General features: G+C 56.5%; 13 protein-coding genes. 5 read left to right on the top strand and 8 right to left on the bottom strand.

Annotation, left to right across the window (positions count from 1 at the left end; all coding sequences use genetic code 11):
• Positions 1 to 3 precede the first annotated feature (3 nt).
• The 7 genes from K5K95_RS01360 to acs all read right to left on the bottom strand — a co-directional run bounded on the left by K5K95_RS01360 (position 4) and on the right by acs (position 8,029).
• Complete coding sequence (locus K5K95_RS01360) at positions 4 to 984, bottom strand: GlxA family transcriptional regulator (RefSeq protein WP_010457247.1); 981 nt, start codon at positions 982 to 984, stop codon at positions 4 to 6.
• A gap of 245 nt (positions 985 to 1,229) precedes the next feature.
• Entirely contained in the window at positions 1,230 to 1,994 is a 765-nt protein-coding gene (locus K5K95_RS01365; RefSeq protein WP_007943885.1) for an ABC transporter ATP-binding protein, read from the bottom strand.
• Positions 1,995 to 2,021: 27 nt separating this feature from the next.
• Positions 2,022 to 3,134, bottom strand: a complete 1,113-nt coding sequence (locus tag K5K95_RS01370; protein WP_222588083.1) for a M14 family metallopeptidase — start codon at positions 3,132 to 3,134, stop codon at positions 2,022 to 2,024.
• Between the two features lies 1 nt (position 3,135).
• Positions 3,136 to 3,834 carry an ABC transporter permease gene (locus K5K95_RS01375; RefSeq protein ID WP_222588084.1) on the bottom strand — a complete coding sequence of 233 codons (699 nt, stop codon included), beginning with the start codon at positions 3,832 to 3,834 and terminating at the stop codon, positions 3,136 to 3,138.
• Entirely contained in the window at positions 3,831 to 4,520 is a 690-nt protein-coding gene (locus tag K5K95_RS01380; RefSeq protein ID WP_090187128.1) for an ABC transporter permease, read from the bottom strand. The genes K5K95_RS01375 and K5K95_RS01380 overlap by 4 nt, the downstream gene beginning before the upstream one ends.
• A 91-nt stretch (positions 4,521 to 4,611) precedes the next feature.
• Entirely contained in the window at positions 4,612 to 5,385 is a 774-nt protein-coding gene (locus tag K5K95_RS01385) for an ABC transporter substrate-binding protein (RefSeq protein ID WP_090187130.1), read from the bottom strand.
• 688 nt (positions 5,386 to 6,073) lie between these two features.
• The gene (gene acs, locus K5K95_RS01390; protein ID WP_222588085.1) at positions 6,074 to 8,029 is read right to left on the bottom strand and encodes an acetate--CoA ligase; all 1,956 of its coding nucleotides are present in this window, start codon (positions 8,027 to 8,029) and stop codon (positions 6,074 to 6,076) included.
• Between the two features lie 473 nt (positions 8,030 to 8,502).
• Between acs and K5K95_RS01395 the strand changes: the two genes are divergently transcribed.
• The 5 genes from K5K95_RS01395 (at position 8,503) to K5K95_RS01415 (ending at position 12,814) form a co-directional block, all read left to right on the top strand.
• A complete protein-coding gene (locus K5K95_RS01395; protein ID WP_090187135.1) occupies positions 8,503 to 8,766 on the top strand; it encodes a DUF2790 domain-containing protein in 264 nt (87 codons plus the stop codon).
• 188 nt (positions 8,767 to 8,954) lie between these two features.
• The gene (locus K5K95_RS01400; protein ID WP_222588086.1) at positions 8,955 to 9,269 is read left to right on the top strand and encodes a hypothetical protein; all 315 of its coding nucleotides are present in this window, start codon (positions 8,955 to 8,957) and stop codon (positions 9,267 to 9,269) included.
• Between the two features lie 517 nt (positions 9,270 to 9,786).
• Entirely contained in the window at positions 9,787 to 11,037 is a 1,251-nt protein-coding gene (locus K5K95_RS01405) for a ribonucleotide-diphosphate reductase subunit beta (RefSeq protein ID WP_084322765.1), read from the top strand.
• 419 nt (positions 11,038 to 11,456) lie between these two features.
• On the top strand, positions 11,457 to 11,990 hold the full coding sequence (locus tag K5K95_RS01410) for a Bro-N domain-containing protein (protein WP_222588087.1): 534 nt from the start codon (positions 11,457 to 11,459) through the stop codon (positions 11,988 to 11,990).
• A gap of 110 nt (positions 11,991 to 12,100) precedes the next feature.
• Complete coding sequence (locus tag K5K95_RS01415; RefSeq protein WP_222588088.1) at positions 12,101 to 12,814, top strand: HNH endonuclease signature motif containing protein; 714 nt, start codon at positions 12,101 to 12,103, stop codon at positions 12,812 to 12,814.
• A gap of 53 nt (positions 12,815 to 12,867) precedes the next feature.
• Here K5K95_RS01415 and K5K95_RS01420 read toward each other — a convergent pair whose 3' ends face one another.
• The gene (locus K5K95_RS01420; RefSeq protein WP_222588089.1) at positions 12,868 to 13,479 is read right to left on the bottom strand and encodes a hypothetical protein; all 612 of its coding nucleotides are present in this window, start codon (positions 13,477 to 13,479) and stop codon (positions 12,868 to 12,870) included.
• Positions 13,480 to 13,585: the final 106 nt, after the last annotated feature.

The raw sequence follows: 13,585 nt of genomic DNA on the forward strand, positions 1-13,585 counted from the left end.
CCGTCAGCCTCGTTCCGACGGCACCGACGACAACTCGAACGGGCTGCTGCTACGCCGCTGGTTGCGATCTTCCCGCGGCGTGGCGCCGAAGAAGTTGCGGTAGGCGCTGGAGAAATGCGGCCCTGACGAGAAGCCACACGACAGGCCGATCTGGATGATCGACTTGCTGGTTTGCATCAACATCTGCCGGGCCTTGTTCAGGCGCAGTTCCAGGTAGTACTGGCTCGGCACGCGGTTGAGGTATTGCTTGAAGATCCGCTCCAACTGCCGACGGGATACGCACACGTGCTGGGCGATTTCGTCGGTGGTCAGCGGTTCTTCGATGTTGGCTTCCATCAGCAACACGGCTTGCGTGAGCTTCGGATGGCTGGAACCGAGACGGTTCTGCAGCGGAATACGTTGGCGCTCGCCGCCTTCGCGGATGCGCTCGACCACCAGTTCTTCGGAGACCGCACCGGCCAGTTCAGCGCCGTGATCACGGGCCAACACCGCCAGCAGCAAGTCGAGAACCGACAAGCCACCGCACGCGGTCAGGCGATCACGATCCCAGTCGAACAGATGACTGGTGGCGATGACTTTCGGGAAACGTTCGGCGAAATCGTCTTGCCAGCGCCAATGCACGGCGGCGCGGTAGCCATCGAGCAAACCCAGTTGAGCCAACGGGTAGACACCGGCCGACAAACCACCAATCACACAACCGGCTCGCACCAACTGCTTCAACGAACTGCTGAGCGCCGGCGCGAGTGTGGTCGGCGGCTCATCGGCGAGTAAAAACAGTTTCTGAAAATTTTCGAGCTTGCCGGCCCACGGCTCACCCGGCAGTTGCCAGGCGCCTTCGGTCGGCGGTTCGGCCTGTAAAAACGACAGTTCGTAGACAACGTCCGGATGCACACGCTGGGCAACACGCAAGGCCTCCTCAGCCAGCGCAAGCGTCAGTGCTTTAGTGCTGGGCCAAATCAGGAAACCAATTCGATGGGCAGTCATGGCGGGCAATCCGAAACGAAACAGTGATGAAGGCATGGGCCAATGCTAGCCCGTAAATGAACGCATATCTCGAAACCAACACAGATCCATTGTGGGAGCGGGCTTGCTCGCGAAAGCGGTGGTTCAGATAACAACGATGTTGACTGAACCACCGCTTTCGCGAGCAAGCCCGCTCCCACAGGGGATAGGGGCCAGCCTTTAGGTTGCGAAGCATGCACTATCCCGGTGCGCAACGGGAGTTCGGTTTACTTCAGGCTACCCGAGAGGAATTGTTGCAGGCGTTCGGACTGTGGATTGACCAGTACCTCACGCGGGTTGCCGCTTTCCTCAACGACACCTTTGTGCAGGAACACCAGCTGGTTCGACACTTCACGGGCAAAACCCATTTCGTGCGTGACCACCACCATGGTCCGGCCTTCTTGCGCCAGGGCCTGCATTACCTTCAACACATCGCCGACCAGTTCAGGGTCGAGGGCGGAAGTCGGTTCGTCGAACAGCATCACCTCAGGTTCCATCGCCAGCGCACGGGCAATCGCCACGCGCTGCTGCTCGCCGCCGGACATGTGGCCCGGGTAGGCATCCTTGCGGTGGCCCACGCCCACTTTGTTCAAGTAGTGCTCGGCCTTTTCACGGGCTTCAGCCTTGGACATGCCAAGCACGTGAACCGGCGCTTCCATGATGTTTTCCAACGCGGTCATGTGCGACCACAGGTTGAAATGCTGGAACACCATCGATAGGCGCGAACGCATGCGTTGCAGCTGTTTCGGGTCGGCGGCCTTCAGGGCGCCGTCCTTGTTGGCGACCAGTTTCAGCTCTTCGTTGTTGAGCAGAATCTTGCCCGCGTGCGGCTGCTCCAGCAGGTTGATGCAGCGCAGGAAGGTACTTTTGCCGGAGCCACTGGAGCCGATGATGCTGATCACATCGCCAGCCGCCGCTTTCAGGGACACGCCCTTGAGCACTTCGTGACTGCCATAGCGTTTATGCAGGTCTTGGACTTCAAGTTTGTACATGCGGTCGGTTCTCACAAAAACAGTCAGTCAGTCGTTGAGCAAGCGCCCGTGACGCAGCGCTTCGCGCCCCGCCACCTTGGCCAGCCAGAAACCGGGTTGGGCATAACGCAGCCGTTCAATGGCAAACAGCACCCCGGACGTACCAGCACACACCGTGCTGACCCGATCCGCTAACGGATCGATCACTTCGAAAATTTCGTCGCCGGCTTCAATCCATTCACCGGGTTTACGCAGGAAACTCACCACACCCGGGTGCGGTGCAAACAGCAATTCGGTGCCTTCGAACGGCAGGCCTTCGCACGCTTCCTGCGCAGGTTTTGGCCATTCGCCGCTGATCAGCCCTTGCTCGGCAAGGAACGCCAGAATGCCTTCGGCATAAGCACAGGCTTCAGCGCGACCGGTGTCGGCCTGACCACCCAATTCAATGGTAGTCGCCAGGCAAGCCAGCGGGATTTGCGCATCGGGAAACTGACGCGACAGCCGCAACCACGGCAGCGAGCAGGCTTCATCGAAGGAACTGCCACCGGAATCTTCCGCCAGCAGCCCCACTTTCACGTCCAGGTGCGCGGCGAGGGAACGCCATTGCGGCCAGTGCTGCGGCAAGGCATACATGTGCAGCGCCGCTTCGGCATCGCAATGCAGATCCAGCACCACATCGGCGGTGCAAGCGTGGCTGAGCAAGATGCGCTGCATGCCTTGCAACTGGCTCGCGGCCGGCGGCAAGGCGTCGAGCGCATCGCTCATGGCCTGGCGAATCATGCGGATGTTGGCGTGCGGATCATCACCCAGATGCCCGTCCAGCGCAGCGGCCACTGGCGCGCTCAGCTCGACGAAATCGCGGTTGAAGTTCTTGCCGCTGCCCGCCTCGAAACGTCCTTGATGGTTGCCTTGCAACAGCTGACCGAGGCCCAGTGGGTTGGCCACTGGCACCAGTTCGATCACACCGTTGAGCAAGCCTTGGGCTTCGAGTTCGGTCAGGCGCTTTTTCAGCTCCCAAGCCGTGCGCATCCCCGGCAGCTCATCGGCGTGCAGGCTGGCCTGAATATAGGCTTTACGCTCGCCGGTACCGAAGCGGAACACCGAAATCTGGCGTTCGCTACCCAGGTGGCTCCACGGCAATGAATGATCGATGCGTTCCATATCAGTGCTTCCGCGGGGCCAGATAGCCCAGCCAGCGGCGCTCGGCCAGTTTGAACAGCTTGACCAGAATGAAGGTCAGGCACAGGTAGAACACACCGGCGGTGATGTAGGCTTCGAACGGCAAGTAGAACTGGGCGTTGACCGTGCGCGCGGCACCGGTGATGTCGATCAGGGTCACGATGGACGCCAGACTGGTGGTCTGCAGCATCATGATCACTTCGTTGCTGTACTGCGGCAGCGCCCGGCGCAGGGCCGACGGCAGCAGGATGCGCTTGTACATTTTGTAGCGCGACATGCCCATCGCCTTGGCCGCTTCGATCTCACCGTTCGGCGTAGCGCGCAGGCTGCCGGCGATGATTTCAGCGGTGTAGGCACTGGTGTTGATCGCGAACGCCAGGCACGCACAGAACGTTGCGCTGGACAGCCACGGCCACAGGAAGCTTTCACGTACCGCTTCGAATTGCGCCAGACCGTAGTAGATCAGGAACAACTGCACCAGCATCGGGGTGCCGCGGATCACGTAGGTGTAGAGCCAGGCCGTCATGTTGACGACCGGCTGCTTGGACACGCGCATCAAGCCCAGTGGCAAGGCGCACAGCAGGCCGAAAAACAGCGACAGCGCGAGCAATTTGAGGGTGGTCACCAGGCCGCCGAAGTACAGCGGCAAGGCCTCCCAAATGACGTTGTAGTCGAAGATCATAGATCAGCCGCCCTTACGCCTACCGAGTAGCGCTTCTCAAGGTGACGCAATGCCAGCAACGAGACGCTGGTGATCACCAGGTACATCGCCGCCACTGCGAGGAAGAAGGTGAAAGGCTCGCGGGTGGCATCTGCCGCCTGCTTGGCCTTGAACATCATGTCTTGCAGACCGACCACCGAAATCAGCGCAGTCGCCTTGGTCAATACCAGCCAGTTGTTGGTGAAGCCCGGGATCGCCAGACGAATCATCTGTGGCACCAAGACCCGGAAGAACACCTGAAAACTGCTCATGCCGTACGCCATGCCGGCTTCTGCCTGACCTTTGGGGATCGCCATGAAGGCGCCACGGAAGGTTTCCGACAGGTACGCACCGAAGATGAAGCCCAGGGTGCCGATACCGGCGGCCAACGGGTTCAGGTCGATGTAGTCGTTAAAGCCAAGCATCGGTGCGACACGGTTAAGCAAATCCTGGCCGCCGTAGAAAATCAGCAGGATCAGCACCAGATCGGGAATACCGCGGATCACCGTGGAGTACAGATCGCCCAGCCATGCCAGCCAGCGAACCGGTGACAGACGCAATGCAACGCCGATCAGACCCAGAACGATGGCCAGGGCCATGGACGACAAGGCGAGCTGAAGCGTCAGCCATGCGCCATCGAGGATGACAGCCCCGTAGCCTTTCAACATGATTCAGGTCCTCGAATGTTGGGATGAAAAAATGGCGCAAACCTCAGAGATCCTGTTGCTTGCGCCATTTCGGACTTGTCGCTTGGACGTCTTACTTGCCGTAGATATCGAAGGCGAAGTATTTGTCCTGGATTTGCTTGTACTTGCCGTTCTCGCGAATGGCAGCGATCGCCGTGTTGATCTTGTCTTTCAACGCGTCGCCCTTGCGAACCGCGATACCCACGCCGTCGCCGAAGTATTTGACGTCGGTGAAGGCAGGGCCAACGAAAGCGAAACCTTTGCCGGCGTCGGTTTTCAGGAAACCGTCATCCAGCAGCGTAGCGTCTGCCACGGTGCCGTCGAGACGGCCAGCAGCCACGTCGAGGTAGATTTCGTTCTGCGAACCGTAAGGCTTGATCTCGGCACCCAACGGGGCCAGGACTTCGCGAGCGAAACGCTCGTGGATCGAACCACGTTGCACGCCGATGTTCTTGCCCTTGAGCTCAGCCAGGCTGTCGCTGACCGGAGTACCGGCCTTCATGACCAGGCGAGCCGGGGTGTTGTAGTACTTGTTGGTGAAGTCCACGGATTTCTTGCGGTCTTCAGTGATCGACATGGACGACAGGATCGCGTCGATTTTGCGCACTTTAAGCGCCGGAATCAGACCGTCGAACTCTTGCTCGACCCACACGCACTTGACCTGCATCTGTTCGCACAGGGCGTTGCCGATGTCGTAGTCGAAACCAACGATGCTGCCGTCCGGCGCTTTGGAGGCGAACGGAGGGTAAGCCGCTTCGATGCCAATTTTCAGAGGCTTTTCATCGGCGAAGGTTGGCAGAGACAGCACGGACAGTGCCAGGGCGCCAAGCAGCACGAGTTTCTTCATCTTGGGACTCCATCGGTAAAGGGCTAAAACGGCAGAGTGAGCGACAGCCCAATATGCGAATGAGTGGAACCGGAAAAGCGATGCTGCGTTGTAGGAATCGCGCGTTATTTTCAACGCGGGCGACAACGAGCGAGTGATCGGCATTCTAACGACAGGCCCGAAGCCGATATTTCTTCAATGCGACAACTAATTACAGAAGCACCGAGAAAGCCGCTTGGGCGCGTTGACAGCCTTGCAAATTCATGCAAGAGCAAAAGACAGTGAACCGATCTATGCTGCAAATTGCGGGCCTATTATTGGCAAACCCTTCTAATCCGGCAAGCGCAGCGTTGTGTCTTATTTTTCTAGGTGGCTGCAGAGGCCCGGGAATGGGGAGATGCGTTTCTCAATGCCCCGTATCGGTTCAAGCGGTTACACATTCAGTTACTTGAAGGGTGGCGGGTAACAGTAGGAATGGGCTGACAGGTGAGCCGATAAATATTGGTTGAAAATCAACACTGATCGTTCCCACGCTCCGCGTGGGAATGCATCCAGTGACGCTCTGCGTCACACGCAGTAAGGGACGCAGAGCGTCCCGGGCGGCATTCCCACGCGGAGCGTGGGAACGATCGGTATCGGTACGATCAGTATGAAAAAGCCCCGCCAGGCGCAATGCCTGGCGGGGCTTCGATGACTCAAGAATTGTTACTTACGCAACATTCATGGTCTTGTGCGTCTCGATCAAATGCTGCACCACACCCGGATCCGCCAGGGTGGAGATATCTCCCAACCCATCGTATTCGGCCGTCGCAATCTTGCGCAGGATGCGGCGCATGATTTTGCCCGAGCGGGTTTTCGGCAAACCTGGCGCCCACTGGATAACATCCGGGGATGCAATCGGACCGATCTCCTTACGCACCCAGTTTTTCAGCTCCAGACGCAACTGCTCGCTCGGCTCTTCGCCACTGATCAGCGTGACGTAGACATAGATGCCCTGCCCCTTGATGTCGTGCGGCACACCGACGACGGCAGCCTCGGCGACTTTCGGGTGAGCAACCATCGCGCTTTCGATTTCGGCGGTGCCCATGCGGTGGCCGGAGACGTTGAGCACGTCATCCACGCGACCGGTGATCCAGTAGTAACCGTCTTCGTCGCGACGGGCGCCGTCACCGGTGAAGTACATGCCACGGAAAGTCTTGAAGTAGGTGTCGACGAAACGATCGTGGTCGCCGTACAGCGTGCGCGCCTGGCCTGGCCACGAATCGAGAATCACCAGATTGCCCTCGGCAGCGCCTTCGATGATGTTGCCCAGGTTATCCACCAAGGCTGGCACCACGCCGAAGAACGGACGTGCCGCAGAACCCGGCTTGAGCGCGTGAGCACCCGGCAGCGGGCTCATCATGTTGCCGCCGGTTTCGGTCTGCCACCAGGTATCAACGATCGGGCAACGGGACTGGCCGACGTTTTTGTAGTACCAATCCCACGCTTCCGGGTTGATCGGCTCACCGACCGAACCCAACAGACGCAGGCTGCTGCCATCGGCACCTTCAACAGCGGCAGTACCCGACGCCATCATCGCGCGAATCGCGGTCGGTGCGGTGTAGAGGATGTTGACCTTGTGCTTGTCGACGATCTTCGCTACCCGCGTGATGTCCGGGTAGTTTGGCACGCCTTCGAACAGCACCGTGGTCGCGCCGTTGGCCAGCGGGCCATAGACAATATAAGTGTGGCCGGTGACCCAGCCGACGTCGGCGGTGCACCAATAAATCTCGCCTGGACGGTAGTCGAACACGCGCTCGTGGGTCATCGCCGCGTACAGCAGATAACCGCCAGTGGTGTGCTGGACACCTTTTGGCTTGCCGGTCGAACCGGAGGTGTAAAGGATGAACAGCGCTTCTTCAGCGCCCATTTCTTTCGGCGCGCAAACCGCGCCCGCCACTTTCATCAGGTCTTCAAACCAGATGTCACGATGCTGGTTCCACTTGATGTCGCCACCGGTGCGCTTGCACACGATGACTTTTTGAATGCTGCTGGTTTCCGGGTTGGTCAGGGCGTCGTCGACGTTGGACTTGAGCGGGATCCTCTTGCCGGCACGAATGCCTTCGTCAGCCGTGATCACTACCTTGGATTTGCAGTCTATGATGCGGCCCGCCAGGGCTTCCGGCGAGAAGCCACCGAAGACCACCGAGTGAATCGCGCCGATCCGGGTGCACGCCAGCATGGCGACCACGGCTTCGGGGATCATCGGCATATAGATAGTCACCACGTCGCCGCGGTGCACATCCTGGCCGCGCAGGGCGTTGGCGAACTTGCAGACTTGTTCGTGCAGCTCGCGGTAGGTGATGTTGCGGCTCTCGGCAGGGTCATCGCCCTCCCAGATGATCGCGATTTGATCGCCGCGTTCGGCCAGATGGCGGTCGAGGCAGTTGTAGGAAACGTTCAGGGTGCCGTCGGCGAACCATTTGATGTCGACATGGTGATCGTCGAAGGACGTCTGCTTCACCGTGGTGAAAGGCTTGATCCAGTCGAGGCGCTTGGCTTGTTCGCGCCAGAAGCCGTCCGGGTTGACGACAGACTGCTGGTACATCGCCTTGTAGGTCGCCTCGTCAGTCAGCGTGTTGGCCAGAACCTCGGGACGAACGGGATACAGGGAAGCCGCACTCATCTTTCTTACCTCGGTGGAATAGTTGTTTTTGTATGACCCTGTTGTAGCCGGGCCGGGCCTATAGAACCATTCGACGATGGTAGTAACAAGCCCCTACAAAATATCGTGATAAGCCCGGGACATGCCTGGAACGCACGTCCCAAACACACCGCCAGCCCACTGGGAACGTGACTTGTCCGCGAAAAACGATGACGCGGCCCGCGTGAAAAACCACGTCGTTATTTAGCCAACAAACCGCCTTCTACGACGTTAATCGGTGATTGTTACGAAATCTGTCAAAGGTGTTTATCAAAAGCCCACCTATATGAATGCAGACCCCACGCCTAAAATCAGCCTCGCCAACAAGGCAAACCCTGATTAACCAAGTTGCAGCCCCCACGAAGGCAGTTAATCAACCAACCAGTGATCAAGTTCCACACGCAACCCCAAAAAGGTTGCGTGACCCCACTCGACCTCTAAAAGGTAAAAAAGAAATGAAAGCTTTATTAGTTCTGGCCCTCAGCAGTCTGTGCGTAACCGCCATGGCAGACGAGGCTCCGACTGATGTTGCGCAGCAAAAACCGGCCATCGAGGAATACACTTACTCCACTCACCTGGACATCGCCAAAGTTATCTCCATGAGTGAAGTACCGGATGTGTGTGGCGTCGTTCCAATGAAAATGGAATACGACGACTCCAACGGTCAACGCCATATTCTTCGCTACAGCATCATGGGTAACGGCTGCTCTAACGGCTAATCACCCGGCACTCCCCTAAACGGTTCGACCCATCCGCCCGCTGTTTCAGGCAGATGAAGCGCCGAACCGTATAGATCGATTTTTACGATTGTTTTAAGCATTTATTAGCGCTTTTTAATCAAATTTGTCGGCGTAGTATGAATTCCACACCCAAGGCATAAAACGCCCACGAACCTGGAGCCACTACCATGAAAACCAAACTGATCCTCGCCCTGACCCTGTCTGTCCTGGCTGCCAACACCTTCGCTGCTGACGGTTACGACCGCACCGGCTCGGCGGCTTTCACCACTGAATCGGCTGTCGCTGCTGACGGCTACGACCACACCGGCTCGGCCTCCTTCGCCGCTGATGGCGCCGACCACATCGGTGCAGGCAAACTCGCCGCTGACGGTTTTGATCACACTGGCGCCGCCAAAGTCGCTGCCGATGGTTCTGATCACACTGGCGCCGCCAAGGTTGCTGCCGATGGTGCTGACCGCGTTGGTGCCGCTCGCTTCAGCTGATCACCGAGCGTGACTTACAGCCCGACTTCGGTCGGGCTTAGTTGTGTCTGGAGCCACCGAAAACCGATTCAAAACACAACATGTAGTGAAAAACCGGTTTTTTTGGCTATTTTTTGAACAAAAAATTTGCTCGCCAAAATTTATGAAAAAAAATCTTCACCCGCGATATCCAGCCAAAGCCCTGTAAACCCTCGCTCCGACCGAAAAACCCGCCTTCTCGACCGCCCCATGCGCGGATTCGCCCCACCACGGCCGCAAAAATTTCCCTATAATGCCGCCTTAAACGGGCCTGCAATATTCCCTTACAGGGATAACAGCCAGTCTGAAGCCCACGCCGAAGTCCTCACCGATTTCTGCGCCCCTCAGAGGCTCTCGGAACCCCGTACAAAATTATGTTTATTTGCCTGCGTGTACCGCTGCAAAAAACGCTATCCAACGCGGCCAGTAAGGTCGTGTGAAAAACCAACCATTCAGTTTTCACACGGGCATCTGGCCCTCACGCAGGAGACGACACGTCATGCTGAGCTGGGACGAATTCGACAAAGAAGACAGCGGCGAGACCGTGGTAAAAGGCGCCAACGCCGGCCACGCGACTGAAGCCAACATGGACCGACTCGACACCGCTGGTGGTGTCGCCGCTCAAGAAGCTCGCGCCGTAACCGCGACCGACTCTGCCGCTATCGCCCGTGCAAAAGCTGCCCTGGACAACCTCGACATCGCCGAAGGCCTCGCCGAACTCGAAGGCGCCTCCGCCCGCGTCGCCGTCGACGAAAAGCGCATGATCAACTGCCGCGCCGACCTCAACCAACTCGTACCATTCAAGTACGACTGGGCCTGGCAGAAGTATCTGGACGGTTGCGCAAACCACTGGATGCCGCAAGAAGTCAACATGACCGCCGACATCGCCCTCTGGAAAGATCCGGAAGGCCTGACCGACGACGAGCGCCGCATCGTCATGCGCAACCTCGGCTTCTTCTCCACCGCTGACTCCCTGGTTGCCAACAACCTGGTCCTGGCCGTGTACCGCCTGATCACCAACCCGGAATGCCGCCAGTACATCCTGCGCCAGGCTTTCGAGGAAGCGATCCACACCCACGCCTACCAGTACTGCATCGAATCGTTGGCCATGGATGAAGGCGAGATCTTCAACATGTACCACGAGATCCCATCGGTCGCGAAAAAAGCCACCTGGGGCCTCAAATACACCCGTTCGATCTCCGATCCGAAGTTCGAAACCGGCACCGTCGAAACCGACAAAGAGCTGCTGCGCAACCTGATCGCCTACTACTGCGTTCTGGAAGGCATCTTCTTCTACTGCGGCTTCACCCAGATCCTCTCCATGGGCCGCCGCAACAAAATGACCGGCGTCGCCGAGCAGTTCCAGTACATCCTGCGCGACGAATCCATGCACCTGAACTTCGGCATCGACGTGATCAACCAGATCAAAATCGAAAACCCGCACTTGTGGGATGCTGAGATGAAGGAAGAGGCTTCGCAGATGATTCTGCAGGGCACTCAGCTGGAGATCGAATACGCACGTGACACCATGCCTCGCGGCGTATTGGGCATGAACGCGGCGATGATGGAGGACTACCTGAAGTTCATCGCTAACCGTCGCTTGTCTCAGATTGGGTTGAAGGAAGAGTATCCGGGGACTACGAATCCGTTCCCTTGGATGAGCGAGATTATGGACTTGAAGAAAGAGAAGAATTTCTTTGAGACTCGCGTGATCGAATACCAAACTGGTGGTGCGCTTAGCTGGGACTAATAGTCTCGCTCGCCACGATTTGACGATTGCTGCCTGAATCGACAAGTCGAAAAATTAAAAGCCCCGATCTGATCGGGGCTTTTTTATTGGGGAATGAATTCCTACCTTTCACCCCTACGCTACTGCGTCAGAACTCCTACAGCACTTACAGCTGCTTCCGCATTGATGTCCACTCAAAGCACCACTAAGCTCCATTGCAGGTGCCTAAGAAACGCCCAACGTAGAAAGCTTGGCCAATCGCTCAGATGCGCAATCACCTTTAGGTGATTCGTGTCGTTAAGATGCGTGCTGGCTGTGTTCGTTGGGATTTCTTAAGTCCACTCTACGTTGGGTTCAGGCCCCCCAAAATCTAAACGTAGAGGTAATGGATATGCCTAAACTTGATCAACCCCGTACTCTCGAAATTCTGGTGATCAGCCATGTCTGATCCCTTCTCCGTAATGGCCTTCTCCCGCCACAATCTAGTCCTTCATGCCCTGCTCCTGGAAAACCAGCCATGGTTCTGCGCCCGCGATTTGGGTCGACTGATGGGTTTTCATCTGGGTGATCGGGTGGTCAGCAAACTCGACGAAGATCAGCGGCATACGTTGTTGATTGACTACAACGGCCAACCAGAAAAGCGGTTAATGCTCAGTGAATCCGGTGCGTATGCGTTGTTGGTGTATCACTACGCGCCGGAGAATCGGTTGTTACGTGAGTGGTTGACTCATCAGGTGGTCCCAGCATTGCGTGATGCGGGGCAGACGAAAAATACGGATAGACCGATGTTGAGCTTGTTGGATTGGCCGGAGATGTCGTTGAGCCTGTTGCATTGGCAAGATGAAGGCTGGATTCGGCTGCGGGACATGCCTTTTCTGTTGCTTAATCGCACGCGGCGGCGGGTGCCAGTGGTTAAGCCTTGGTGGCGAAAGGTTTTGGAGCCGTTTCAGTTTTCAAAGTATTCGGTGAATTAGCCTTTGTAGGATCGACTGAAAGAAGCGTCGGTCTTTTCTGTAGGAATTTTCGTAGACAGCCGTAATGGCCACTCAGTATCGTCCGAGGGTTTTCAACCCTCGGCGACTGTATGGATACCTCAAAAGAAAGAAGTGGCTGGAGTGATCAGGAGCTTGAGGCTTCAATCGATGCTTATCTAAAGATGATGAGCAGTGAACAAAATGGTCTGACGTTCAAGAAATCGGTCGAAAACCAACTCTTGCGTGACGGGCCATTGAGCAAACGCAGTGCATCGTCGATTGAGTACCGCATGCAGAACATCTCTGCAGTGTTGGAGCAAATGGACTTCCCGCGGATTGAAGGCTACATGCCTGCCAAGAACTTCGGCATGGGTATTGGCCAACGAATTCGCAACATCTTAGATAAAAAAGTAGTGCCTGGCGCGGGCGAGTCAGCTCCAACTGCTCATCACCTTACGTTGATCAGTCGAGCTGCGAACCTGCAAAAAAAAGGGCTCAAAGTTGAGCCTAAAGGTAACGCGAACCCGCAACAAGTCAGCGTCACCACCATGTCTTATGCCCGAGATCCTAAGATTCGGGCATGGGTGGCTGAATTGGCGAAAGGTGTCTGCGAAGGCTGCGGTCAGAACGCCCCATTCGAAGTCGATGGTTTGCCATTTCTTGAAGTGCACCATGTGAAGCATTTGGCGCAGAAAGGGTCCGACAGCATTACTAACGCAGTCGCGCTATGCCCGAACTGTCACCGACGCTGCCACCTATCAAGCGACAAGCATGACTTCAAATTGTCGCTTTACAGAAAGGTAAAACGCCTAATTATCGAGTGATGGCTTGAACCACTGCACCGATGTTCACTCCATCAACGTGAATATCCATGCATTCAAGGTTTGTTCTGCTCGGCGGGCCTCCAATCAAAGTGCTGCCGCTCGCCAATGCCATTGAAATCGACGCGATAGGTATGCTGTTTACCACCGATGTCGCAAACGCCAATTAAGTCGTGATTATGGAGTTCGCGAGGCGGTGGAGTTTGAATATGTACGGTTCCACGACAGTCTTTGTAATTACACGGGGCAGCCTTGCGGTAGAGGAGATAGTCGCCATTTTCATCTCGCTCGACCCAACGACCATCGATAAATTTCGCCTGATTTGGCGGGATGGTGGTCGTGGCAATTTTTCGTTTTTGATTAAAAAATAGTAGACCGAGCATCGCAATAACCATGATCACGTAAGCAGGGACTCTCGATCCGATATTGAAATACGAAAGAATGCCGAAAGCGTCAGCCACTATCGACATGAAGGAGAGAGCCAGTAACGGCAGAGACAGAAAAAAACCCACAGCCCCCTTATTCACGTTTTTGCGACTCAGCCGCTCGACGCTGCTCGTGTCAATATCGAACTGAATGGCGGTTGGCTGCAACGAATGATGCTGGGCAATATTGATGTGATTTGCATCGCCCATGGAACCGATATTGATGTGATTACCGTCAGACATAAGCGTGGGTCCTTTCCGATTATTAGCATGAGTAGCGGCAAACGAGATTATGGGGACATGGCAAGCAGAATTTCAAAAGAATAAGTGCGCTGCAGCCCGCCTCCCG

The organism is Pseudomonas sp. DR48 (genome assembly GCF_019823085.1).
In the GTDB taxonomy this organism is placed as follows: domain Bacteria; phylum Pseudomonadota; class Gammaproteobacteria; order Pseudomonadales; family Pseudomonadaceae; genus Aquipseudomonas.